Consider the following 23,382-nt stretch of genomic DNA (forward strand, 5'->3'; position numbering starts at 1 on the left):
TTTATCACATAAATGCTGAGAAAAGCCTATCTACGGACTTCTCCCCACATTTTTAAATCAAACATAACATTACAGTTTCAAAACTAGGTATATTGTTGAATTTATATGCCGATTCTTTTGCGTATAAATGAACATGATGTTTTTCAACTTTGATATGTGTTTTAAATGTTCGTCTGATGTGCTTTCATGCCGATTCAATCTGGTTTATGTTTACACTAGTTTTTGAAACATAACCATCTTGATGGTTAACTGTTTCATGCTTAGTGAAAACTGATTTAAAATGGCGATATCCTTTTCAAGAATCAGTATGTACATCACACTTTGAATAAATGTGGTTTCTTGCAAATTGCAAAAGATTTTTTTGATTTGCATTTTTCAACACTTTCACAATTAAATTATTGGTTGTTTTTTCATAAATCCCAACAATCAAAGTTTTATTTTTTAAGGATCTTCCTTGTTTTTTAAAACCCATATGTGAAAGATACATTTCATCCATTTGCACTATGCCCTCAACAATGAATTGAGGTTCTTGTTTTGCAATTGCACTTCGGATTTTATGACCCATTCTTCAAGCAGTTTTCAAAGTTACTCCCAATTCTTTTGCAACATCAGTTGATGGAATTCCGTGTTTGGTGTTTATTCATCTAAAGATGAGATAAAACCAAGATGTCAAAGGTGTTTGTGACTTGTAAAAAATGGTGTCATGAAGAATACTAAATGTTTGATGACATTTCAAACATCTTATTCTTCTTAAATCAGAAGTATTCAAATTTGTTCAAGAACACCTCATACATTTGTTTTCCTTCAAACTTGCTATATATTTCAAACAATCTTTTTCTGTTTGAAATATATTGTTGAACTCATTCAATTTCATTTTTTCCTCCACAAGTACATGTGGGGAGAAGTCCGATTTTTATTTTCATCAATTGCCATTTCAATACAACAGTTTAAATCTTTAGCATTTTCTTCAATTCATTTTTTTCTTGGATCATCTGGATTTTTGAAATTTCCTTTATGAATTTCTTTGATAAAAGTTTCATCAATTTCAATTCTACCTTTTAATTTTGTGAATGGTTTTTGTGTTTTTGCTAATTGTGATGATTTCATAAATTTTTGACGATTAAATCATGCTGATGTTTTTGAAATTTTAGCAAATTGAGAAATAGTATAAGCAGATTGACCTAACAATGACAATCAAATTATTCAATCTCATTGTTCATGAGATAAATGACTTCAATGTAAAAAATGATTTCTTAAAGCATCAAAGCTACTTTTACAATCTTTGCATAAATATTTTTGCTTATTATTCTTAAAACCATTTTTTACACATCAATAAGATTTACAATTTGGACATTGAATTCCTTTTTCTTTAAATTTTTTATCAATTGCATCTAATTTTTCTTTTTTCTCAATTTGTTTAATTCTATTTTTAAAATGTCTAATAATTTTTATAAATTCTTCATCTTTTTTGTTTTTTAAAACATCAATTAATTCATTATTAGTCACAAAAAATCACCCCTGATATAAAAATATTACTTTTAATTTTAAATTAAAAGTAATATCAAGATTTTTTGTGAAAATTAAAAAATTTTTCCGCACCAGCAAACATACTACGCATGTCTATTACTTTTTCTACATTTCATTTTGAAAGATCTTTATCAAATTCAAGAGCATTACAAAACATGTAACTCATATCTGTTACTTTAGAAGTATTTCATTTTGAAATATTTCCATTAAAGTATTTTGCATAGTAAAACATGTAACTAATATTTGTTACATTAGAAGTATTTCAGTTTGAAAGATCTTGATTGAATTTTGAAGCACCACCAAACATATTATGCATAGTTGTTACATTTGAAACATTTCGTTTTGAAATATTTTGATTGAATGATTGTGTAAGAGAAAACATTGATGTCATATTTGTCACTTTTGAAGTGTCTCAGTTTGAAATGTCTTGGTTGAATTTTGAGGTACCAGAAAACATTTCTTGCGATGATGTTATTTCTGATGGTAGTTTGTCAGGTACTTTTTCAATTATTCTTGGCATTTTAACAGCTTGAATTTCTCCAATTTTATTTTCATAAAATCCAATTTGAACAATTTCAGTAGTTTTTATATCTGATAAGTCTATTTTACTAGTTGTTTGCTCTTCTCCATTACTATCAACGTAAATTGTATTTTGTAGTATTTTATATGTTTTTAATAATGTTCTCATTAATAAACCCCCCTTTTTATTACTTTTAATATTTTTTAGATAAATATAATTGATAGACTTATTATTTTAAACTTATATTTATGAATTTATATAGCTTTTTATTATTATTTTAATTTTCAAAAAAACTCTTGATGAAATAAAAAAAAATCATCAACCTGGCCTAAAATTTGATTTTATTTAATTTTGGGATTTATTTTTTTTACAAACCGAAATATAATGCTTCAGATTTTGCATAAGGTGATATTTTATAATGTTGGTATTTAAATTTTCATAAATTGAGGTAATTTTGAATATTGGTAAATCCAATGCCATGATAATGAGTAATAAATTCTTTTAAACTTGATTGTATTTTACTGATATTACTTAAATTTTTATAATTTAATTCTTTATTTTCTTTTGATTTAAATTTCTTGAGAGTACATTTTGTTTGTTTAGCTACTGTATCATATAGTATTTGCATATCACAAACTATAATTGATTTTTCTTCGATAAGCTTAGATGTTAAATTTTCTTGTACTCATTTTTTTGTTAATCTTTTAGTATTTGTTGTTTGAGCATAAATATTTTTATTTTCATCAATTGCCATTTCAATACAACAGTTTAAATCTTTAGCATTTTCTTCAATTCATTTTTTTCTTGGATCATCTGGATTTTTGAAATTTCCTTTATGAATTTCTTTGATAAAAGTTTCATCAATTTCAATTCTACCTTTTAATTTTGTGAATGGTTTTTGTGTTTTTGCTAATTGTGATGATTTCATAAATTTTTGACGATTAAATCATGCTGATGTTTTTGAAATTTTAGCAAATTGAGAAATAGTATAAGCAGATTGACCTAACAATGACAATCAAATTATTCAATCTCATTGTTCATGAGATAAATGACTTCAATGTAAAAAATGATTTCTTAAAGCATCAAAGCTACTTTTACAATCTTTGCATAAATATTTTTGCTTATTATTCTTAAAACCATTTTTTACACATCAATAAGATTTACAATTTGGACATTGAATTCCTTTTTCTTTAAATTTTTTATCAATTGCATCTAATTTTTCTTTTTTCTCAATTTGTTTAATTCTATTTTTAAAATGTCTAATAATTTTTATAAATTCTTCATCTTTTTTGTTTTTTAAAACATCAATTAATTCATTATTAGTCACAAAAAATCACCCCTGATATAAAAATATTACTTTTAATTTTAAATTAAAAGTAATATCAAGATTTTTTGTGAAAATTAAAATATTATTATCTTAAGATTTATTTAAAAATACTTACTTTTAATTTATAATAATATTTGGAAATTATCCCTGCATGTACTAGTGTGGAGGAAAAAATGAATTGAAATGAATTCAATAGCATATTTCAAACTGAAAACGATTGTTTGAAATATATAGCGAAGTTTAAAATAATGAAATGCATCAGGTGTGCTTCTTCTAGTTTGAATGCTTCTGATTTGAGAAGAATACGATGTTTGAACTGTAACCAAACATTTAGTATTCTTTATGGAACCATTTTTTATAAGTCACAGACCCAAATGACATCTTGGTTTTATCTCATCTTTAGATGAATAAACACAAAGCATGGCATACCAGCAACCGATGTTGCAAGGGAATTGGGTGTGACCTATAAAACAGCTTGAAGAATGTGTCATGAAATCAGGACTAGAATTGGAAATCAAGATGCAGGTTTCATTGTTGATGGCACAGCACAGATGGATGAAATGTATCTTTCACATTTAGGTTTTAAAAAACAAGGAAGATCCTTGTTGAATAAAACTTTGATTGTTGGAGTTTATGAGAAAACCAGCAACAAACTAATTGTGAAGGTGCTGAAAAATGCAGATGAAAAAAACCTTTTAAGATTTGCATTGAAACACATTTTTACTGAGTGCTGTCTATTTACGGATTCTTGGAAGGGATATGTAAGTTTCAAAAACTTCTATCCCAAACATGAAATCGTAAATCATGAAGTTGGGTATGTGTCACCAACAGGTGTAAACACAAACCAGATTGAATCAGCATGAAAGCACATCCGACGAACTTTCCGAACACACATAAGAGTTTCAAAGCACAATATTCATTTATACGCAAAAGAATCGGCATATAAATTCAACAATATACCTAGTTTTGAAACTGTAATTTTGTGTTTGATTTAAATACATGCGGGGATAATTTCCTAGGTAGGCTTTTATCTCCATTTATGTGATAAAATTTAAAAATAGTACATAAAGGGATAAAAGCCTAATATTTTTATTTAAGTTCATAATTATGATATTAAAGATAAGCAATATAGTTTTGATAAGTCTTAATTAAAGTTTATATGTGAAAAAATTAATATACAATAAAAAATATTTAATGTTAATTATTATGAGTAAACTTGATTAAAATTTTTTAATTATTTATTTTTAATACCATTTTTTTTTAATTTTCAAAAAAACTCTTGATGAAATAAAAAAAATCATCAACCTGGCCTAAAATTTTATTTTATTTAATTTTGGGATTTATTTTTTTTACAAACTGAAATATAATGCTTCAGATTTTGCATAAGGTGATATTTTATAATGTTGGTATTTAAATTTTCATAAATTGAGGTAATTTTGAATATTGGTAAATCCAATGCCATGATAATGAGTAATAAATTCTTTTAAACTTGATTGTATTTTACTGATATTACTTAAATTTTTATAATTTAATTCTTTATTTTCTGTTGATTTAAATTTCTTGAGAGTACATTTTGTTTGTTTAGCTAATGTATCATATAGTATTTGCATATCACAAACTATAATTGATCGGACTTCTCCCCACATGTACTTGTGGAGGAAACAATGAAATTGAATGAGTTCAACAATATATTTCAAACAGAAAAAGATTGTTTGAAATATATAGCAAGTTTGAAGGAAAACAAATGTATGAGGTGTTCTTGAACAAATTTGAATACTTCTGATTTAAGAAGAATAAGATGTTTGAAATGTCATCAAACATTTAGTATTCTTCATGACACCATTTTTTACAAGTCACAAACACCTTTGACATCTTGGTTTTATCTCATCTTTAGATGAATAAACACCAAACATGGAATTCCATCAACTGATGTTGCAAAAGAATTGGGAGTAACTTTGAAAACTGCTTGAAGAATGGGTCATAAAATCCGAAGTGCAATTGCAAAACAAGAACCTCAATTCATTGTTGAGGGCATAGTGCAAATGGATGAAATGTATCTTTCACATATGGGTTTTAAAAAACAAGGAAGATCCTTAAAAAATAAAACTTTGATTGTTGGGATTTATGAAAAAACAACCAATAATTTAATTGTGAAAGTGTTGAAAAATGCAAATCAAAAAAATCTTTTGCAATTTGCAAGAAACCACATTTCTTCAAAGTGTGATGTACATACTGATTCTTGAAAAGGATATCGCCATTTTAAATCAGTTTTCACTAAGCATGAAACAGTTAACCATCAAGATGGTTATGTTTCAAAAACTGGTGTAAACATAAACCAGATTGAATCGGCACGAAAGCACATCAGACGAACATTTAAAACACATATCAAAGTTGAAAAACATCATGTTCATTTATATGCAAAAGAATCGGCATATAAATTCAACAATATACCTAGTTTTGAAACTGTAATGTTATGTTTGATTTAAAAATGTGGGGAGAAGTCCGTAGATAGGCTTTTCTCAGCATTTATGTGATAAAATTTAAAAATAGTACATAAAGGGAGAAAAGCCATTGATTTTTCTTCGATAAGCTTAGATGTTAAATTTTCTTGTACTCATTTTTTTGTTAATCTTTTAGTATTTGTTGTTTGAGCATAAATATTTTTATTTTCATCAATTGCCATTTCAATACAACAGTTTAAATCTTTAGCATTTTCTTCAATTCATTTTTTTCTTGGATCATCTGGATTTTTGAAATTTCCTTTATGAATTTCTTTGATAAAAGTTTCATCAATTTCAATTCTACCTTTTAATTTTGTGAATGGTTTTTGTGTTTTTGCTAATTGTGATGATTTCATAAATTTTTGACGATTAAATCATGCTGATGTTTTTGAAATTTTAGCAAATTGAGAAATAGTATAAGCAGATTGACCTAACAATGACAATCAAATTATTCAATCTCATTGTTCATGAGATAAATGACTTCAATGTAAAAAATGATTTCTTAAAGCATCAAAGCTACTTTTACAATCTTTGCATAAATATTTTTGCTTATTATTCTTAAAACCATTTTTTACACATCAATAAGATTTACAATTTGGACATTGAATTCCTTTTTCTTTAAATTTTTTATCAATTGCATCTAATTTTTCTTTTTTCTCAATTTGTTTAATTCTATTTTTAAAATGTCTAATAATTTTTATCAATTCTTCATCTTTTTTGTTTTTTAAAACATCAATTAATTCATTATTAGTCACAAAAAATCACCCCTGATATAAAAATATTACTTTTAATTTTAAATTAAAAGTAATATCAAGATTTTTTGTGAAAATTAAAACCATTTTTTATTTATTGACTAAAAACACCCACACTATTATTTTTATCTCATGAGCCAATTCTATTTGTAACAAGCCTTATTCCTTGATCTTCTGGTAGTCTTTTAAAAAAAATTATTTATTTCTTGAAAATGATCAATAATAACTTTTATTGTTGTATAAATATCATCTTGACTTATACTACCACCCAATCCAGTATCGTCTTCTTTTGCAAATTTATTGATAATTTTAAAAAAATAATTGTTTAAAATTTTCTTGTTTTTCAGTATTATAGATATTTTGGATATGTAAAAAATTATCATAACTAATTTTTACTTTTATTCAATCATGTGCAGCAGGACGATAATCTACTTCAAATAGATTTTTATTATTAAATTTGTATAAAAATTTGTATAAATCATTAGCAATTTGTTCTTGAACTCATTTTGTTGGATGAAATTGATCTAAAAAAAGTAATTATCAATATTTTGTGAGTTTGCACCAGAAACATATTGGGGTTGTAATATTCCATTTTTCCAAGAGTATTTATATCAATTTTAGTAGCATTTGAATCTTGGTATTGACTTCCTCTATTTTTGAATTGTTCAAATAGTTTATTAAATTTTGAAAAAACATCATACTCTTTAATATTTGTTTTTTCAAAGTTTTTATTTGCTTTTTTAATTTATTCAGTTAATTTTAAGTTAAATTTATTTACAAGATTTGTCATTGGTTGTTGATTAATAGTTTCTTTATAGTTAGGAATTAATCCCATATCAGCAATATTTGTTATAACTATTTTTTTAATATTTTTATTAATTAATTCTGTTAAATCTTCATCAAGTTTATTAATAATTTTATTAATAGCATTATCAATATCAGTAATGTTATGATCAATTATTCACATTAAATCATTAGTTCCGATGTTTATAAAAACTAAAACATCATTAGACTTGGTGCAAAACTAAGGTAATTCAAAATTATATATTCCTGCTATTAAATTAAATCTTAATGCAAATCTTCGTATTTTATTGCGATATTTTAAACTTAAAATTTTAAAACGTTTTAGTTTAGCAAATACGTGTTCAATTTTAATTCTAATTTTACTTAAAGTTTTATTGTATTCTTTTTGAATTGGTGTTAATTGATTGTATTGACTTTTTTTAAATGGCAAAAATGTATTTTTATGAATATTTTGTATACCTTGATAACCTGAATCAACAAAAACTTGTTTTTCTGGATGAATAAAAGTTTTAGATTTTAGAAGCAATTTAAAATCATGAATGCTTCCAAAACAAAAAGCAGTTGAAATAATTTTTCCATTGGAAATATCAATAATTATTTGGGATTTGAGAGAATGATGTTTCTTTTTACCTCTTTAATTGTAAAATTAAAAAGGACACTTATATAAAAATTAAATTGTGTTAGTTCTATAATTAAGAAAAGAAAGGAATTAGCGCAATGTATAAGTATCTGAGTATTGAATCAATAATAGCAATAAAAGAATAGACTTGGTGCAAAACCTTTAATTTTAACAATTTAACGATTATTATTAATATTAAAGGTGATAGTTATTATGTTGAAAAAATATAAAGATGATCAAGAATTTTATAGTTTAGTCGGCATAAAGACACAAACATTTTATAAAATGCTTGAAATTTTAAAAATTGCTGAGTCTAAACAAAATATTATGGTGGTAGAAAAAATAAAATTGTAATTGAAGAGCGTTTATTAATGACTTTAGAATATTGAAAAGACTATAGTAGTTGTAGAGTTATTGCAAAAAGATCTAATATTAGTCATACTAGTTGCATTCGTAATATTTTTTGAATTGAAAATATTTTAATAAAAAGCGGAATTTTTAATTTACCTGGAAAAAAAGATTTAACAAAAAATAAAGGTACTAATAATAATTTGTTAGCTATTGATGCTACTGAAACTCCAATTGAAAGAATTAAAAAAAACTAAAATTACTTTTTTCAGGTAAAAAGAAACATCATTCTCTCAAATCCCAAATAATTATTGATATTTCCAATGAAAAAATGATTTCAACTGCTTTTTGTTTTGGAAGCATTCATGATTTTAAATTGCTTCTAAAATCTAAAACTTTTATTCATCCAGAAAAACAAGTTTTTGTTGATTCAGGTTATCAAGGTATACAAAATATTCATAAAAATACATTTTTGCCATTTAAAAAAAGTAAATACAATCAATTAACACCAATTCAAAAAGAATACAATAAAACTTTAAGTAAAATTAGAATTAAAATTGAACACGTATTTGCTAAACTAAAACGTTTTAAAATTTTAAGTTTAAAATATCGCAATAAAATACGAAGATTTGCATTAAGATTTAATTTAATAGCAGGAATATATAATTTTGAATTACCTTAGTTTTGCACCAAGTCTATTCTTTAAAAGATAATGTAAATTGTTTTTTATTATCATTAATACTATAAATTGCACGATTAATAGTTACTTGTTCATTATTTAATGTATAAATTTCAAATAATCTTACCGTTTGTGCATTTTGTTGATAACTATCATAAAAAATAGTACATTGAATTAATTTACCAGTAATATCATAAACTCTTTGTTGTATATCTACTACTTGAAAATATAAGTCATCATTAGCAATAAAAATTAAATAACCACTAATTCCTAATTTACTTAATTTAAAAATAGAATTTCAATTTTTTCTATAAAACTCTTGTTTAATTAAATATTGTTTAATAGTTTCATTATTAATGTCTAATGGAGCATTATATAAATTAGCATTATTTTCTGCTACAAAATCAGTGAAATAAGTTTCGTGATTAAAATCATTAAAACCAAAATAATTTAAAATTGAAGCATGAGTACTTTTATTTTTATTAGTTAAAAATTTTACTTTTTCATTTTGATTATCACTAATATTACTTTTATCTTTTCTAAAAAATCTACCTAACATAATATTCACCACCTTTTTAAAAAATTTGATTAATTTTTAATACAATTTTTACAATAATAAATACAATAGACTTGGTGCAAAACTAAGGTAATTCAAAATTATATATTCCTGCTATTAAATTAAATCTTAATGCAAATCTTCGTATTTTATTGCGATATTTTAAACTTAAAATTTTAAAACGTTTTAGTTTAGCAAATACGTGTTCAATTTTAATTCTAATTTTACTTAAATTTTTATTGTATTCTTTTTGAATTGGTGTTAATTGATTGTATTTACTTTTTTTAAATGGCAAAAATGTATTTTTATGAATATTTTGTATACCTTGATAACCTGAATCAACAAAAACTTGTTTTTCTGGATGAATAAAAGTTTTAGATTTTAGAAGCAATTTAAAATCATGAATGCTTCCAAAACAAAAAGCAGTTGAAATAATTTTTCCATTGGAAATATCAATAATTATTTGGGATTTGAGAGAATGATGTTTCTTTTTACCTGAAAAAAGTAATTTTAGTTTTTTTTAATTCTTTCAATTGGAGTTTCAGTGGCATCAATAGCTAACAAATTATTATTAGTACCTTTATTTTTTGTTAAATCTTTTTTTCAAGGTAAATTAAAAATTCCGCTTTTTATTAAAATATTTTCAATTCAAAAAATATTACGAATGCAACTAGTATGACTAATATTATATCTTTTTGCAATAACTCTATAACTACTATAGTCTTTTCAATATTCTAAAGTCATTAATAAACGCTCTTCAATTACAATTTTATTTTTTCTACCACCACAATATTTTTGTTTAGACTCAGCAATTTTTAAAATTTCAAGCATTTTATAAAATGTTTGTGGCTTTATGCCGACTAAACTATAAAATTCTTGATCATCTTTATATTTTTTCAACATAATAACTATCACCTTTAATATTAATAATAATCGTTAAATTGTTAAAATTAAAGGTTTTGCACCAAGTCTATTATAAAAATCACTATGTTGTTTTATTAATGATTTTATTTGCTCATCAAGTGAAAATTTATTTAAAAATAAACCTTCAAGACCATAAACTTTTTCTATAAATGTTCCACCAACAGCGTAGTTAGTACCTATTTGTGAAAAATGTTGACCATTTAATGCTATAAAGTCTCATCCAGCTGTAACTTTTTGTTTTAATTTTTTACGAATTAATTCGGTTGCAACAGGGCCATTACATCAAGAACTATTTTGATAATAAGGAGGTTTTAATTTTACATCATGAGATTTCATAAGTTCCTCTGGGATGGGAATATTTTGAAAAAATTGACTTCCTGCACCAACCAATGCTCCTACATCTGATAAACCGTCTCCTAAAGTATAAAAATTATTTTGAAAATTAGTTGTATTATGATTTGTATTACTTAATGCTGAGATTGTATTTGTCATTAATAAAGAACATGTTGTCATTAATTTTATTAAACTTTTCATAGATATTTATTCTCCTTTTCATTTATTTCTAGTTTCTAATATAATGATATATTTTGGTATATATTTTTATGGCTTTTATCCCTTTATGTACTATTTTTAAATTTTATCACATAAATGGAGATAAAAGCCTACCTAGGAAATTATCCCCGCATGTATTTAAATCAAACACAAAATTACAGTTTCAAAACTAGGTATGTTATTGAATTTATATGCTGATTCTTTTGCATATAAATGAATATTGTGCTTTGAAACTCTTATGTGTGTTCGGAAAGTTCGTCGGATGTGCTTTCATGCTGATTCAATCTGGTTTGTGTTTACACCTGTTGGTGACACATACCCAACTTCATGATTTACGATTTCATGTTTGGGATAGAAGTTTTTGAAACTTACATATCCCTTCCAAGAATCCGTAAATAGACAGCACTCAGTAAAAATGTGTTTCAATGCAAATCTTAAAAGGTTTTTTTCATCTGCATTTTTCAGCACCTTCACAATTAGTTTGTTGCTGGTTTTCTCATAAACTCCAACAATCAAAGTTTTATTCAACAAGGATCTTCCTTGTTTTTTAAAACCTAAATGTGAAAGATACATTTCATCCATCTGTGCTGTGCCATCAACAATGAAACCTGCATCTTGATTTCCAATTCTAGTCCTGATTTCATGACACATTCTTCAAGCTGTTTTATAGGTCACACCCAATTCCCTTGCAACATCGGTTGCTGGTATGCCATGCTTTGTGTTTATTCATCTAAAGATGAGATAAAACCAAGATGTCATTTGGGTCTGTGACTTATAAAAACTGGTTCCATAAAGAATACTAAATGTTTGGTTACAGTTCAAACATCGTATTCTTCTCAAATCAGAAGCATTCAAACTAGAAGAAGCACACCTGATGCATTTCATTGTTTTAAACTTCGCTATATATTTCAAACAATCGTTTTCAGTTTGAAATATGCTATTGAATTCATTTCAATTCATTTTTTCCTCCACACTAGTACATGCGGGGATAATTTCCATTTTTATTTTTAACTTTTTTGTATTTTTTGTAGAATTAAATTAAGGCTTATCTAAAATGTATTTTAGATAAGCCTTAATTTAAGTTTATAATTGAAAAAATTAATATACAATAAAAAAATGTTTAATGGTAATTATTTTAAAAAATAAATATTTTTATAAGAGTTAGTTGTAAGTTTTAATTATTTATTTTGTAATGTATAATTTTGTGTAAAAATAATTATTAAATCTTTGATAATACTTGTTTTTTTAAATAAGTTTCTATATAATTATTAATGCTTTAAGCAATGTAGTCCCGGTAAAAATTACACTGTAAGGAGAAAAAAATGCGTCAAACAACAATGAATTTCAGTAACATTGAAAAAAAGTGATATGTTATTGATGCCGGTGGTTTAATTTTAGGACGTCTTGCAACTAAAGTTGCAATGATATTGCGTGGTAAAAATAAACCTTCATTTACACCACATTTAGATTGTGGAGATTATATCATTATTATTAATGCAAACAAAATTAAATTAACAGGTAATAAATTACAAGATAAGAAGTATTATAACCATTCACAATATCCCGGTGGATTACGTGTACGTAATGCACAAAGTATGATTGCTAAAGATGCTTCTGAATTAGTAGAGATAGCGATTAAAGGTATGCTACCAAATACTACCTTAGGTCGTAAGCAATTTACACATCTTCATGTTTATAACCATGATCAACATCAACATCAAGCCCAAAACCCCGAAGTTTTAATATTAGGCCAAGAGGAGTAGGCTTTTATGACAACATCTAATAAACCCGTAACTTATTCAAGTTCAGGCGGACGTAAAACGTCAACTGCCCGTGTTCATTTAAAAAATACTGGTCAATCAAAAATATTAATTAATGGTTTTGAGCCTTTAAAATATTTAGAACAAGAAATCTTAGTTCAAGATATGTTATTGCCTTTAAAAGTAACTAATACGTTAGAAAACTTTGATATTAATATCAAAGTTGAAGGCGGCGGAAGAACTGGTCAAGCTGGTGCAGCGCGTTTAGCTTTATCTAATGTTTTAGTTAAGGTGTCAGAAGATTATCGAGTATTATTAAGACAATTTGGATTATTAACTCGTGATGCACGTAAAAAAGAACGTAAAAAATATGGTTTAAAAGCAGCCAGAAAAGCACCGCAGTTTTCAAAACGTTAATATAATAAAAAAAGAGTCTTAGACTCTTTTTTTATTATTATCTAATATTTTTAAATTATTATTGTATTCTTTTTCTTCTTCATTATTGTATATTTTATATTTTGTTTCAATTTTTTTATTTTCATTTAAATTTGTATTTTTTTAGATAAATTGGAGGTGTTTTTATTATAAACACTATATATGTGTAAAATAAGCATATCAATAATTTGTTTTAAGAATAATGTAAAATTAATTTACAAAAATTTAATAAAATTAAGGAGAGATTTTAATTTATGCCAAAAGAAATTAGAAGAAAAAGAAAAGTTATTGTAGGAATGGTTGGTGGGACAGTTTTGGCTTTTAATTTTCAAAAAAACTCTTGATGAAATAAAAAAAATCATCAACCTGGCCTAAAATTTGATTTTATTTAATTTTGGGATTTATTTTTTTTACAAACTGAAATATAATGCTTCAGATTTTGCATAAGGTGATATTTTATAATGTTGGTATTTAAATTTTCATAAATTGAGGTAATTTTGAATATTGGTAAATCCAATGCCATGATAATGAGTAATAAATTCTTTTAAACTTGATTGTATTTTACTGATATTACTTAAATTTTTATAATTTAATTCTTTATTTTCTTTTGATTTAAATTTCTTGAGAGTACATTTTGTTTGTTTAGCTACTGTATCATATAGTATTTGCATATCACAAACTATAATTGATTTTTCTTCGATAAGCTTATATGTTAAATTTTCTCGTACTCATTTTTTTGTTAATCTTTTAGTATTTGTTGTTTGAGAATAAATATTTTTATTTTCATCAATTGCCATTTCAATACAACAGTTTAAATCTTTAGCATTTTCTTCAATTCATTTTTTTCTTAGATCATCTGGATTTTTGAAATTTCCTTTATTAATTTCTTTGATAAAAGTTTCATCAATTTCAATTCTACCTTTTAATTTTGTGAATGGTTTTTGTGTTTTTGCTAATTGTGATGATTTCATAAATTTTTGACGATTAAATCATGCTGATGTTTTTGAAATTTTAGCAAATTGAGAAATAGTATAAGCAGATTGACCTAACAATGACAATCAAATTATTCAATCTCATTGTTCATGAGATAAATGACTTCAATGTAAAAAATGATTTCTTAAAGCATCAAAGCTACTTTTACAATCTTTGCATAAATATTTTTGCTTATTATTCTTAAAACCATTTTTTACACATCAATAAGATTTACAATTTGGACATGGAATTCCTTTTTCTTTAAATGTTTTATCAATTGCTTCTAATTTTTCTTTTTTCTCAATTTGTTTAATTCTATTTTTAAAATGTCTAATAATTTTTATAAATTCTTCATCTTTTTTGTTTTTTAAAACATCAATTAATTCATTATTAGTCACAAAAAATCACCCCTGATATAAAAATATTACTTTTAATTTTAAATTAAAAGTAATATCAAGATTTTTTGTGAAAATTAAAAGATCTATCTTCATATAAACAAAAAGATTTAAATTTTATAGCATTTCAAATTAATTCTACACCCAGAAAATCGCTCTCTTATAAAAGACCAATAGATTTAATACAATTATTTTAAAAAACCGTCCCATTTATATTTACAACTCAGGTTTTCAAAGAATAAAATAAAATTATTAAAAAAATAAAAAATATTATAATAAAAATATTATAATATTTAGAAAATATTTAGTTTTTAAAATATTAATAAGATAAAGTATATTAATAAAAATTAATGAACATAGTAATTATTAAGAGGCTTTTATGTAATCTGTGTATCTTTGTTTTACAAGGTACTAGTTTAGATTAATTCTGTCTTCAAATTTTATCATAAAATGAGCAATTGCTGTATTTCAATTTTGAATAGGCATTGTTCATTTTTTGGTTATATTTTCAATTGCTAAGTAAAATATTTTGAAAACTGCCATATGGTTAGGAAAAACTTTTTTATTTCTAATAACTTTTCGTAATTGACTATTAACAGATTCAAGGGCGTATCAAGTTAATGGTTAGATTTAAAAAGAAGTTAAACGAGAGATAATACTCTCATTTTTAATTGTTCAACAATTATAATTAATTATTTTATTAAACCTATACTTTATTAAAGTAATTAATTATTCCAAATTTAATAAAAATTATAAAAGCTATTGTATAGGAATTTGCAAATAGTAATTTTTGTCATGCTCTTTTACAACTTGATATTTTTTGGTTCCCTTCCCCTAGAACCCCTACCCTCCAAGGCTTTGCTACTTACAGTAGCATAAGCCTTACGTATAGTAAGTAGAAATATTTAGTTAGTAGTATATAAGCCTTTTATCACTGTAGGTGATAAGGCTTATACATAGAAAGGATACGTAATGATTAATGTTAATTTAGATATTAAAAATAAAATTAAAGAAACAACTAAAGGTATGTTATTAGAAATTGGTGAATATGAAACATGATTTCCTATTAAAGATACTATTATTGATGAAAAAAATAAAAAAATAGCATTAAAAATAATTGAAGATTTTTATTATAAATTAGGTAAAAAATCAATAACAAAAGATATTGAAAGTGTTAAAGGTAGTGATATTTTAAAATATATTAAAAATATTCCAAATATTACTAGAAATGAAAATGAATTAATATCTTGTGAATTTTATGAACAATATAATGGTTATTATATTTTTAAAAATGATAAAAATCAAGAATGTTTTAAATATAACATTACATGAGAACAAGATATGAAAAGTTTTAAAATCAATAATTCATATAAACATAATGATTTAGCAATAAATTATATTGTTATGCCAATGAAAGATATAAATATTCATAATGAAAAAATATTTTATTTAAAGTATTAAAGGAAATTAATATGTTATTAAATGTTGAAAAAATTGAATTAATAAAAAATTTATGTAATAGACTTGGTGCAAAACTAAGGTAATTCAAAATTATATATTCCTGCTATTAAATTAAATCTTAATGCAAATCTTCGTATTTTATTGCGATATTTTAAACTTAAAATTTTAAAACGTTTTAGTTTAGCAAATACGTGTTCAATTTTAATTCTAATTTTACTTAAAGTTTTATTGTATTCTTTTTGAATTGGTGTTAATTGATTGTATTTACTTTTTTTAAATGGCAAAAATGTATTTTTATGAATATTTTGTATACCTTGATAACCTGAATCAACAAAAACTTGTTTTTCTGGATGAATAAAAGTTTTAGATTTTAGAAGCAATTTAAAATCATGAATGCTTCCAAAACAAAAAGCAGTTGAAATAATTTTTCCATTGGAAATATCAATAATTATTTGGGATTTGAGAGAATGATGTTTCTTTTTACCTGAAAAAAGTAATTTTAGTTTTTTTTAATTCTTTCAATTGGAGTTTCAGTACCATCAATAGCTAACAAATTATTATTAGTATCTTTATTTTTTGTTAAATCTTTTTTTCCAGGTAAATTAAAAATTCCGCTTTTTATTAAAATATTTTCAATTCAAAAAATATTACGAATGCAACTAGTATGACTAATATTATATCTTTTTGCAATCACTCTATAACTACTATAGTCTTTTCAATATTCTAAAGTCATTAATAAACGCTCTTCAATTACAATTTTATTTTTTCTACCACCATAATATTTTTGTTTAGACTCAGCAATTTTTAAAATTTCAAGCATTTTATAAAATGTTTGTGGCTTTATGCCGACTAAACTATAAAATTCTTGATCATCTTTATATTTTTTCAACATAATAAATATCACCTTTAATATTAATAATAATCGTTAAATTGTTAAAATTAAAGGTTTTGCACCAAGTCTAATTCATTTTTTTCTTTTAATTTTCAAAAAAACTCTTGATGAAATAAAAAAAATCATCAACCTGGCCTAAAATTTGATTTTATTTAATTTTGGGATTTATTTTTTTTACAAACTGAAATATAATGCTTCGGATTTTGCATAAGGTGATATTTTATAATGTTGGTATTTAAATTTTCATAAATTGAGGTAATTTTGAATATTGGTAAATCCAATGCCATGATAATGAGTAATAAATTCTTTTAAACTTGATTGTATTTTACTGATATTACTTAAATTTTTATAATTTAATTCTTTATTTTCTTTTGATTTAAATTTCTTGAGAGTACATTTTGTTTGTTTAGCTACTGTATCATATAGTATTTGCATATCACAAACTATAATTGATTTTTCTTCGATAAGCTTAGATGTTAAATTTTCTTGTACTCATTTTTTTGTTAATCTTTTAGTATTTGTTGTTTGAGCATAAATATTTTTATTTTCATCAATTGCCATTTCAATACAACAGTTTAAATCTTTAGCATTTTCTTCAATTCATTTTTTTCTTGGATCATCTGGATTTTTGAAATTTCCTTTATGAATTTCTTTGATAAAAGTTTCATCAATTTCAATTCTACCTTTTAATTTTGTGAATGGTTTTTGTGTTTTTGCTAATTGTGATGATTTCATAAATTTTTGACGATTAAATCATGCTGATGTTTTTGAAATTTTAGCAAATTGAGAAATAGTATAAGCAGATTGACCTAACAATGACAATCAAATTATTCAATCTCATTGTTCATGAGATAAATGACTTCAATAGACTTGGTGCAAAACTAAGTTAATTCAAAATTATATATTCCTGCTATTAAATTAAATCTTAATGCAAATCTTCGTATTTTATTGCGATATTTTAAACTTAAAATTTTAAAACGTTTTAGTTTAGCAAATACGTGTTCAATTTTAATTCTAATTTTACTTAAAGTTTTATTGTATTCTTTTTGAATTGGTGTTAATTGATTGTATTTACTTTTTTTTAAATGCTTTAATTGTAAAATTAAAAAGGACACTTATATAAAAATTAAATTGTGTTAGTTCTATAATTAAGAAAAGAAAGGAATTAGCGCAATGTATAAGTATCTGAGTATTGAATCAATAATAGCAATAAAAGAATATAAAAATTATGGATTTTCGATTCGTAAAATAGCAAAAATTGTTGATTATAGTAAATCAACCGTACATAGAGTTTGTAGATTATTAAATAAAAACTTATTTTTAATTTTCACAAAAAATCTTGATATTACTTTTAATTTAAAATTAAAAGTAATATTTTTATATCAGGGGTGATTTTTTGTGACTAATAATGAATTAATTGATGTTTTAAAAAACAAAAAAGATGAAGAATTTATAAAAATTATTAGACATTTTAAAAATAGAATTAAACAAATTGAGAAAAAAGAAAAATTAGATGCAATTGATAAAAAATTTAAAGAAAAAGGAATTCAATGTCCAAATTGTAAATCTTATTGATGTGTAAAAAATGGTTTTAAGAATAATAAGCAAAAATATTTATGCAAAGATTGTAAAAGTAGCTTTGATGCTTTAAGAAATCATTTTTTACATTGAAGTCATTTATCTCATGAACAATGAGATTGAATAATTTGATTGTCATTGTTAGGTCAATCTGCTTATACTATTTCTCAATTTGCTAAAATTTCAAAAACATCAGCATGATTTAATCGTCAAAAATTTATGAAATCATCACAATTAGCAAAAACACAAAAACCATTCACAAAATTAAAAGGTAGAATTGAAATTGATGAAACTTTTATCAAAGAAATTCATAAAGGAAATTTCAAAAATCCAGATGATCCAAGAAAAAAATGAATTGAAGAAAATGCTAAAGATTTAAACTGTTGTATTGAAATGGCAATTGATGAAAATAAAAATATTTATGCTCAAACAACAAATACTAAAAGATTAACAAAAAAATGAGTACAAGAAAATTTAACATCTAAGCTTATCGAAGAAAAATCAATTATAGTTTGTGATATGCAAATACTATATGATACAGTAGCTAAACAAACCAAATGTACTCTAAAGAAATTTAAATCAAAAGAAAATAAAGAATTAAATTATAAAAATTTAAGTAATATCAGTAAAATACAATAGACTTGGTGCAAAACCTTTAATTTTAACAATTTAACGATTATTATTAATATTAAAGGTGATAGTTATTATGTTGAAAAAATATAAAGATGATCAAGAATTTTATAGTTTAGTCGGCATAAAGCCACAAACATTTTATAAAATGCTTGAAATTTTAAAAATTGCTGAGTCTAAACAAAAATATTATGGTGGTAGAAAAAATAAAATTGTAATTGAAGAGCGTTTATTAATGACTTTAGAATATTGAAAAGACTATAGTAGTTATAGAGTTATTGCAAAAAGATATAATATTAGTCATACTAGTTGCATTCGTAATATTTTTTGAATTGAAAATATTTTAATAAAAAGCGGAATTTTTAATTTACCTGGAAAAAAAGATTTAACAAAAAATAAAGGTACTAATAATAATTTGTTAGCTATTGATGCTACTGAAACTCCAATTGAAAGAATTAAAAAAAACTAAAATTACTTTTTTCAGGTAAAAAGAAACATCATTCTCTCAAATCCCAAATAATTATTGATATTTCCAATGGAAAAATTATTTCAACTGCTTTTTGTTTTGGAAGCATTCATGATTTTAAATTGCTTCTAAAATCTAAAACTTTTATTCATCCAGAAAAACAAGTTTTTGTTGATTCAGGTTATCAAGGTATACAAAATATTCATAAAAATACATTTTTGCCATTTAAAAAAAGTAAATACAATCAATTAACACCAATTCAAAAAGAATACAATAAAACTTTAAGTAAAATTAGAATTAAAATTGAACACGTATTTGCTAAACTAAAACGTTTTAAAATTTTAAGTTTAAAATATCGCAATAAAATACGAAGATTTGCATTAAGATTTAATTTAATAGCAGGAATATATAATTTTGAATTACCTTAGTTTTGCACCAAGTCTAATGTAAAAAATGATTTCTTAAAGCATCAAAGCTACTTTTACAATCTTCGCATAAATATTTTTGCTTATTATTCTTAAAACCATTTTTTACACATCAATAAGATTTACAATTTGGACATTGAATTCCTTTTTCTTTAAATGTTTTATCAATTGCATCTAATTTTTCTTTTTTCTCAATTTGTTTAATTCTATTTTTAAAATGTCTAATAATTTTTATAAATTCTTCATCTTTTTTGTTTTTTAAAACATCAATTAATTCATTATTAGTCACAAAAAATCACCCCCGATATAAAAATATTACTTTTAATTTTAAATTAAAAGTAATATCAAGATTTTTTGTGAAAATTAAAAATTTATTCTGATAAACCACAAGATTTAACTACAAGTAATGATATTAGAGCAATTTTATTAGATGAATATCCTAAATTAAGAAATGATTATTTTATTGTTAGCGATGTACATGATAATTATGCTATATGTGTTGGTGATAATATACATTGTGAAGGTAAAGTAATAATTAAAATAGAAAAACAAACTAATTTATTAAAAGGAGTTAATACAAATGCCAATTTCTGAAAATATACAATCAAATAATTATACTTTATTAAAAATAATTCGTTCTTCAATGAGTCCATTATCAGCAATGATAGGTACAAGTGCTTATTATGGACAAGTAATCGGTAATCCAGTTTTAGGTTCAATTAATAGTTTATTATTTGGTAAAAATTAGGTTTAGATATATTAAATTTAAATCAAAGACCAAATACTAAAACTAAATTAATTAATAGTAGTAAAAAAATATTATTAGGTTTAGGAACAATTGGTTTAGCAAATTATGCTAAATTTACTACTAATTCAATTAATCCAAATCCTAATCCATTTCCAGATGATTTATTATTAATGAAAAATAATACTAATAATTTAATGGCTTGAGATACATATATTAGTTTAAATGCTTATGGTATTTCAAATCTTATTAATGGAATTACAGAATTAATTCCTAATAGATTTGAAACTATACGTAAAATAGCAAATATGGGTACTGGTGGTTGTTTAATATCAAGTGGTGTTGCTATGGGTATAAATAATGATTTTAATAATGCTTATGCAGTACCTACCATAATTGCTGGTGCAAGTGAAATAATCCATAATTTACTACCTATGGAAAGTACAAATCATATTCAAGAAATGCAAGAAACACCATTTAATAATGAAACCGCAAGATTAATTAATGATAATATATTTACTATTAATAGTGAAACATCTAGTCAATATGGTAGTGATAATATGAGCGAAGTACCATTAAATCATGATAATGCTTCATTAAATTGAGATTATAATCATATGAGTTTATAATGTTACCTTTAATTATTGAATGAATATATTATGCATTAGCAAGTAATGATATTAAATTAGCATTAATAAATGCTTTAAAAAATTATTATAAAAATCAATCATTAAAAGCAGTATTTGATAGTGAAAATATTAGTGAAAAAGAAATACATCAACCATATAGTGTTTTTAATCCAAATATACTTAAAAAATTAACAAGTATATTAAAACCAAGTGAATTATCTATATTACAAAATGAAATTAATAAATTTAAAAATCAAATAAATAGTTTGAAAAATTCTATTATGCCAACAGAAATTAGAACTGTTAAAAATTATGTTAATAAATTTAATAATTTATTTAAAGAAAATGAAGAAGAAATACCAGAAAATGCATGAGAAGTATTATCAAGTTCATGATTTAAAAAAGGAAGATTTATTGTTGATAATAAAAATTTAAAAATTGGAACTTTAACTACGTTATTTCAAAGTGATAATGATAAAAGACAAATATGATATGGTCCATATACTTATCCAACATTTCCACAAGAAATATGAATATTAATGACACAAGCTAAAGGTAAAAATGGTTCTGGTGCTGGAACAATATTTTGAAAATTTTGAAATAGAAAATGATTACCAAGTCAATTAAGAAAATATGTTAAAAGTGAATTAGCAAAAAAAGGTAAATATTATGGTTCACAAGATACTAGTGTAATTTATCCTAATAATATTAATGTACAAAAAACTATGAATTTTATTAATAGATTAGAAAAAGGTTTTTTTAAATTAAAAGAATAGACTTGGTGCAAAACTAAGGTAATTCAAAATTATATATTCCTGCTATTAAATTAAATCTTAATGCAAATCTTCGTATTTTATTGCGATATTTTAAACTTAAAATTTTAAAACGTTTTAGTTTAGCAAATACGTGTTCAATTTTAATTCTAATTTTACTTAAAGTTTTATTGTATTCTTTTTGAATTGGTGTTAATTGATTGTATTTACTTTTTTTAAATGGCAAAAATGTATTTTTATGAATATTTTGTATACCTTGATAACCTGAATCAACAAAAACTTGTTTTTCTGGATGAATAAAAGTTTTAGATTTTAGAAGCAATTTAAAATCATGAATACTTCCAAAACAAAAAGCAGTTGAAATAATTTTTCCATTGGAAATATCAATAATTATTTGGGATTTGAGAGAATGATGTTTCTTTTTACCTGAAAAAAGTAATTTTAGTTTTTTTTAATTCTTTCAATTGGAGTTTCAGTAGCATCAATAGCTAACAAATTATTATTAGTACCTTTATTTTTTGTTAAATCTTTTTTTCCAGGTAAATTAAAAATTCCGCTTTTTATTAAAATATTTTCAATTCAAAAAATATTACGAATGCAACTAGTATGACTAATATTATATCTTTTTGCAATAACTCTATAACTACTATGGTCTTTTCAATATTCTAAAGTCATTAATAAACGCTCTTCAATTACAATTTTATTTTTTCTACCACCATAATATTTTTGTTTAGACTCAGCAATTTTTAAAATTTCAAGCATTTTATAAAATGTTTGTGGCTTTATGCCGACTAAACTATAAAATTCTTGATCATCTTTATATTTTTTCAACATAATAACTATCACCTTTAATATTAATAATAATCGTTAAATTGTTAAAATTAAAGGTTTTGCACCAAGTCTAATTTATGAAAATTTAAATACCAACATTATAAAATATCACCTTATGCAAAATCTGAAGCATTATATTTCAGTTTGTAAAAAAAATAAATCCCAAAATTAAATAAAATCAAATTTTAGGCCAGGTTGATGATTTTTTTTATTTCATCAAGAGTTTTTTTGAAAATTAAAAGAAAATTTTAAAGGAGTGTAAAAATGAATCAATTATAATT

36 protein-coding genes and 3 pseudogenes are annotated in these 23,382 nt (G+C 23.5%); 17 read left to right on the forward strand and 22 right to left on the reverse strand.

Annotation, left to right across the window (positions count from 1 at the left end; all coding sequences use genetic code 4):
• Window positions 1-52: 52 nt before the first annotated feature.
• From AAHM78_RS02690 to AAHM78_RS02705, 4 genes are all read right to left on the reverse strand, one after another.
• The gene (locus AAHM78_RS02690; RefSeq protein ID WP_342253735.1) at window positions 53-874 is read right to left on the reverse strand and encodes an IS1595 family transposase; all 822 of its coding nucleotides are present in this window, start codon (window positions 872-874) and stop codon (window positions 53-55) included.
• Window positions 814-1,506 (reverse strand): IS1/IS1595 family N-terminal zinc-binding domain-containing protein, encoded by a 693-nt coding sequence (locus AAHM78_RS02695; RefSeq protein WP_342254285.1) that lies wholly within the window; start codon window positions 1,504-1,506, stop codon window positions 814-816. The genes AAHM78_RS02690 and AAHM78_RS02695 overlap by 61 nt, the downstream gene beginning before the upstream one ends.
• A 43-nt stretch (window positions 1,507-1,549) precedes the next feature.
• Window positions 1,550-2,215, reverse strand: a complete 666-nt coding sequence (locus AAHM78_RS02700) for a BspA family leucine-rich repeat surface protein (RefSeq protein WP_342254286.1) — start codon at window positions 2,213-2,215, stop codon at window positions 1,550-1,552.
• A gap of 199 nt (window positions 2,216-2,414) precedes the next feature.
• Entirely contained in the window at window positions 2,415-3,374 is a 960-nt protein-coding gene (locus AAHM78_RS02705; protein ID WP_342253750.1) for an IS1595 family transposase, read from the reverse strand.
• A gap of 278 nt (window positions 3,375-3,652) precedes the next feature.
• Here AAHM78_RS02705 and AAHM78_RS02710 point away from each other — a divergent pair, with 278 nt between their 5' ends.
• Window positions 3,653-4,369 carry an IS1595 family transposase gene (locus AAHM78_RS02710; RefSeq protein WP_342253050.1) on the forward strand — a complete coding sequence of 239 codons (717 nt, stop codon included), beginning with the start codon at window positions 3,653-3,655 and terminating at the stop codon, window positions 4,367-4,369.
• A 354-nt stretch (window positions 4,370-4,723) separates the two neighbouring features.
• Here the strand turns inward: AAHM78_RS02710 and AAHM78_RS02715 are convergent, their stop codons facing one another.
• On the reverse strand, window positions 4,724-5,020 hold the full coding sequence (locus tag AAHM78_RS02715; RefSeq protein WP_342254287.1) for a hypothetical protein: 297 nt from the start codon (window positions 5,018-5,020) through the stop codon (window positions 4,724-4,726).
• 18 nt (window positions 5,021-5,038) lie between these two features.
• Here AAHM78_RS02715 and AAHM78_RS02720 point away from each other — a divergent pair, with 18 nt between their 5' ends.
• Window positions 5,039-5,860 (forward strand): IS1595 family transposase, encoded by an 822-nt coding sequence (locus tag AAHM78_RS02720; RefSeq protein WP_342254288.1) that lies wholly within the window; start codon window positions 5,039-5,041, stop codon window positions 5,858-5,860.
• Here AAHM78_RS02720 and AAHM78_RS02725 read toward each other — a convergent pair.
• The 3 genes from AAHM78_RS02725 to AAHM78_RS02735 all read right to left on the reverse strand — a co-directional run bounded on the left by AAHM78_RS02725 (window position 5,857) and on the right by AAHM78_RS02735 (window position 8,017).
• Entirely contained in the window at window positions 5,857-6,630 is a 774-nt protein-coding gene (locus tag AAHM78_RS02725) for an IS1/IS1595 family N-terminal zinc-binding domain-containing protein (RefSeq protein ID WP_342254289.1), read from the reverse strand. The two genes, AAHM78_RS02720 and AAHM78_RS02725, sit on opposite strands and share 4 nt — an antisense overlap.
• A 742-nt stretch (window positions 6,631-7,372) precedes the next feature.
• Window positions 7,373-7,594, reverse strand: coding sequence for a hypothetical protein (locus AAHM78_RS02730; RefSeq protein WP_342254290.1), 222 nt, complete (start codon window positions 7,592-7,594; stop codon window positions 7,373-7,375).
• A 57-nt stretch (window positions 7,595-7,651) separates the two neighbouring features.
• Window positions 7,652-8,017: a transposase family protein gene (locus AAHM78_RS02735; protein ID WP_342255000.1), complete on the reverse strand. Its 366-nt coding sequence runs from the start codon at window positions 8,015-8,017 to the stop codon at window positions 7,652-7,654.
• A gap of 246 nt (window positions 8,018-8,263) precedes the next feature.
• Here AAHM78_RS02735 and AAHM78_RS02740 point away from each other — a divergent pair, with 246 nt between their 5' ends.
• From AAHM78_RS02740 to AAHM78_RS02750, 3 genes are read left to right on the forward strand one after another with little or no spacing between them, the layout of a single operon-like run.
• Window positions 8,264-8,404 (forward strand): hypothetical protein, encoded by a 141-nt coding sequence (locus tag AAHM78_RS02740; RefSeq protein ID WP_342252928.1) that lies wholly within the window; start codon window positions 8,264-8,266, stop codon window positions 8,402-8,404.
• 17 nt (window positions 8,405-8,421) lie between these two features.
• Window positions 8,422-8,655 carry a hypothetical protein gene (locus tag AAHM78_RS02745; RefSeq protein WP_342254291.1) on the forward strand — a complete coding sequence of 78 codons (234 nt, stop codon included), beginning with the start codon at window positions 8,422-8,424 and terminating at the stop codon, window positions 8,653-8,655.
• A 59-nt stretch (window positions 8,656-8,714) separates the two neighbouring features.
• Window positions 8,715-9,080, forward strand: coding sequence for a transposase family protein (locus tag AAHM78_RS02750; protein WP_342255001.1), 366 nt, complete (start codon window positions 8,715-8,717; stop codon window positions 9,078-9,080).
• Between the two features lie 13 nt (window positions 9,081-9,093).
• Here the strand turns inward: AAHM78_RS02750 and AAHM78_RS02755 are convergent, their stop codons facing one another.
• The 5 genes from AAHM78_RS02755 to AAHM78_RS02775 form a co-directional block, all read right to left on the reverse strand.
• Window positions 9,094-9,636, reverse strand: coding sequence for a hypothetical protein (locus AAHM78_RS02755; protein WP_342252869.1), 543 nt, complete (start codon window positions 9,634-9,636; stop codon window positions 9,094-9,096).
• 82 nt (window positions 9,637-9,718) lie between these two features.
• A complete protein-coding gene (locus AAHM78_RS02760) occupies window positions 9,719-10,093 on the reverse strand; it encodes a transposase family protein (RefSeq protein WP_342255002.1) in 375 nt (124 codons plus the stop codon).
• A gap of 50 nt (window positions 10,094-10,143) precedes the next feature.
• Window positions 10,144-10,536, reverse strand: a complete 393-nt coding sequence (locus AAHM78_RS02765; protein ID WP_342253357.1) for a transposase family protein — start codon at window positions 10,534-10,536, stop codon at window positions 10,144-10,146.
• 33 nt (window positions 10,537-10,569) lie between these two features.
• Window positions 10,570-11,091, reverse strand: a complete 522-nt coding sequence (locus tag AAHM78_RS02770; protein ID WP_342254292.1) for a hypothetical protein — start codon at window positions 11,089-11,091, stop codon at window positions 10,570-10,572.
• Between the two features lie 156 nt (window positions 11,092-11,247).
• Window positions 11,248-11,964 (reverse strand): IS1595 family transposase, encoded by a 717-nt coding sequence (locus AAHM78_RS02775; protein WP_342254293.1) that lies wholly within the window; start codon window positions 11,962-11,964, stop codon window positions 11,248-11,250.
• Window positions 11,965-12,431: 467 nt separating this feature from the next.
• On the opposite strand from AAHM78_RS02775, the gene rplM reads away from it, so the two are divergent.
• The 3 genes from rplM to AAHM78_RS02790 all read left to right on the forward strand — a co-directional run bounded on the left by rplM (window position 12,432) and on the right by AAHM78_RS02790 (window position 13,696).
• Window positions 12,432-12,872, forward strand: coding sequence for a 50S ribosomal protein L13 (gene rplM / locus AAHM78_RS02780; RefSeq protein WP_342254294.1), 441 nt, complete (start codon window positions 12,432-12,434; stop codon window positions 12,870-12,872).
• Window positions 12,873-12,878: 6 nt separating this feature from the next.
• Window positions 12,879-13,286: a 30S ribosomal protein S9 gene (gene rpsI, locus AAHM78_RS02785; RefSeq protein WP_342254295.1), complete on the forward strand. Its 408-nt coding sequence runs from the start codon at window positions 12,879-12,881 to the stop codon at window positions 13,284-13,286.
• 272 nt (window positions 13,287-13,558) lie between these two features.
• Window positions 13,559-13,696 (forward strand): hypothetical protein, encoded by a 138-nt coding sequence (locus AAHM78_RS02790; RefSeq protein WP_342254296.1) that lies wholly within the window; start codon window positions 13,559-13,561, stop codon window positions 13,694-13,696.
• A gap of 18 nt (window positions 13,697-13,714) precedes the next feature.
• Here AAHM78_RS02790 and AAHM78_RS02795 read toward each other — a convergent pair whose 3' ends face one another.
• Window positions 13,715-14,674, reverse strand: coding sequence for an IS1/IS1595 family N-terminal zinc-binding domain-containing protein (locus tag AAHM78_RS02795; RefSeq protein ID WP_342254297.1), 960 nt, complete (start codon window positions 14,672-14,674; stop codon window positions 13,715-13,717).
• Window positions 14,675-14,736: 62 nt separating this feature from the next.
• On the opposite strand from AAHM78_RS02795, the pseudogene AAHM78_RS02800 reads away from it, so the two are divergent.
• Window positions 14,737-14,868, forward strand: a pseudogene (locus AAHM78_RS02800) (IS30 family transposase); the annotation flags it as partial.
• Between the two features lie 214 nt (window positions 14,869-15,082).
• Here the strand turns inward: AAHM78_RS02800 and AAHM78_RS16660 are convergent.
• Window positions 15,083-15,289: pseudogene (locus tag AAHM78_RS16660) on the reverse strand (transposase); the annotation flags it as partial.
• Window positions 15,290-15,643: 354 nt separating this feature from the next.
• Between AAHM78_RS16660 and AAHM78_RS02805 the strand changes: the two are divergent.
• Complete coding sequence (locus tag AAHM78_RS02805) at window positions 15,644-16,132, forward strand: hypothetical protein (protein WP_342254298.1); 489 nt, start codon at window positions 15,644-15,646, stop codon at window positions 16,130-16,132.
• 74 nt (window positions 16,133-16,206) lie between these two features.
• Here the strand turns inward: AAHM78_RS02805 and AAHM78_RS02810 are convergent, their stop codons facing one another.
• The 4 genes from AAHM78_RS02810 to AAHM78_RS02825 form a co-directional block, all read right to left on the reverse strand.
• Window positions 16,207-16,581 carry a transposase family protein gene (locus AAHM78_RS02810; protein WP_342254611.1) on the reverse strand — a complete coding sequence of 125 codons (375 nt, stop codon included), beginning with the start codon at window positions 16,579-16,581 and terminating at the stop codon, window positions 16,207-16,209.
• Between the two features lie 50 nt (window positions 16,582-16,631).
• Entirely contained in the window at window positions 16,632-17,024 is a 393-nt protein-coding gene (locus AAHM78_RS02815; RefSeq protein ID WP_342253348.1) for a transposase family protein, read from the reverse strand.
• A 174-nt stretch (window positions 17,025-17,198) separates the two neighbouring features.
• Window positions 17,199-17,903, reverse strand: coding sequence for an IS1595 family transposase (locus AAHM78_RS02820; protein WP_342253580.1), 705 nt, complete (start codon window positions 17,901-17,903; stop codon window positions 17,199-17,201).
• A 2-nt stretch (window positions 17,904-17,905) separates the two neighbouring features.
• On the reverse strand, window positions 17,906-18,139 hold the full coding sequence (locus AAHM78_RS02825) for a transposase (RefSeq protein WP_425289759.1): 234 nt from the start codon (window positions 18,137-18,139) through the stop codon (window positions 17,906-17,908).
• Window positions 18,140-18,197: 58 nt separating this feature from the next.
• On the opposite strand from AAHM78_RS02825, the pseudogene AAHM78_RS16665 reads away from it, so the two are divergent.
• From AAHM78_RS16665 to AAHM78_RS02840, 3 genes and pseudogenes are all read left to right on the forward strand, one after another.
• Window positions 18,198-18,341: pseudogene (locus AAHM78_RS16665) on the forward strand (helix-turn-helix domain-containing protein); the annotation flags it as partial.
• Between the two features lie 967 nt (window positions 18,342-19,308).
• Window positions 19,309-19,701 (forward strand): transposase family protein, encoded by a 393-nt coding sequence (locus AAHM78_RS02835; protein ID WP_342252835.1) that lies wholly within the window; start codon window positions 19,309-19,311, stop codon window positions 19,699-19,701.
• A gap of 59 nt (window positions 19,702-19,760) precedes the next feature.
• Window positions 19,761-20,126: a transposase family protein gene (locus AAHM78_RS02840; RefSeq protein WP_342254958.1), complete on the forward strand. Its 366-nt coding sequence runs from the start codon at window positions 19,761-19,763 to the stop codon at window positions 20,124-20,126.
• 13 nt (window positions 20,127-20,139) lie between these two features.
• Here AAHM78_RS02840 and AAHM78_RS02845 read toward each other — a convergent pair whose 3' ends face one another.
• A complete protein-coding gene (locus tag AAHM78_RS02845; RefSeq protein ID WP_342254300.1) occupies window positions 20,140-20,412 on the reverse strand; it encodes an IS1/IS1595 family N-terminal zinc-binding domain-containing protein in 273 nt (90 codons plus the stop codon).
• A 65-nt stretch (window positions 20,413-20,477) separates the two neighbouring features.
• Between AAHM78_RS02845 and AAHM78_RS02850 the strand changes: the two genes are divergently transcribed.
• The 4 genes from AAHM78_RS02850 (at window position 20,478) to AAHM78_RS02865 (ending at window position 22,273) form a co-directional block, all read left to right on the forward strand.
• Window positions 20,478-20,735 carry a hypothetical protein gene (locus AAHM78_RS02850; protein ID WP_342252906.1) on the forward strand — a complete coding sequence of 86 codons (258 nt, stop codon included), beginning with the start codon at window positions 20,478-20,480 and terminating at the stop codon, window positions 20,733-20,735.
• Window positions 20,704-20,871: a hypothetical protein gene (locus AAHM78_RS02855; RefSeq protein WP_342252907.1), complete on the forward strand. Its 168-nt coding sequence runs from the start codon at window positions 20,704-20,706 to the stop codon at window positions 20,869-20,871. Before AAHM78_RS02850 ends, AAHM78_RS02855 begins: the two co-directional genes overlap by 32 nt.
• A 170-nt stretch (window positions 20,872-21,041) precedes the next feature.
• Complete coding sequence (locus AAHM78_RS02860) at window positions 21,042-21,497, forward strand: hypothetical protein (protein WP_342254301.1); 456 nt, start codon at window positions 21,042-21,044, stop codon at window positions 21,495-21,497.
• Entirely contained in the window at window positions 21,497-22,273 is a 777-nt protein-coding gene (locus AAHM78_RS02865) for a hypothetical protein (RefSeq protein ID WP_342252909.1), read from the forward strand. Before AAHM78_RS02860 ends, AAHM78_RS02865 begins: the two co-directional genes overlap by 1 nt.
• Before the next feature lie 13 nt (window positions 22,274-22,286).
• Here AAHM78_RS02865 and AAHM78_RS02870 read toward each other — a convergent pair whose 3' ends face one another.
• Together AAHM78_RS02870 and AAHM78_RS02875 are read right to left on the reverse strand one after the other, a co-directional pair.
• Window positions 22,287-22,709: a transposase family protein gene (locus tag AAHM78_RS02870; protein ID WP_342255003.1), complete on the reverse strand. Its 423-nt coding sequence runs from the start codon at window positions 22,707-22,709 to the stop codon at window positions 22,287-22,289.
• Window positions 22,710-22,711: 2 nt separating this feature from the next.
• Window positions 22,712-23,104, reverse strand: coding sequence for a transposase family protein (locus AAHM78_RS02875; RefSeq protein WP_342254302.1), 393 nt, complete (start codon window positions 23,102-23,104; stop codon window positions 22,712-22,714).
• Window positions 23,105-23,382: the final 278 nt, after the last annotated feature.

The organism is Spiroplasma endosymbiont of Zeiraphera isertana (genome assembly GCF_964030805.1).
Taxonomy (GTDB): Bacteria; Bacillota_I; Bacilli_A; order Mycoplasmatales; family VBWQ01; genus Spiroplasma_E.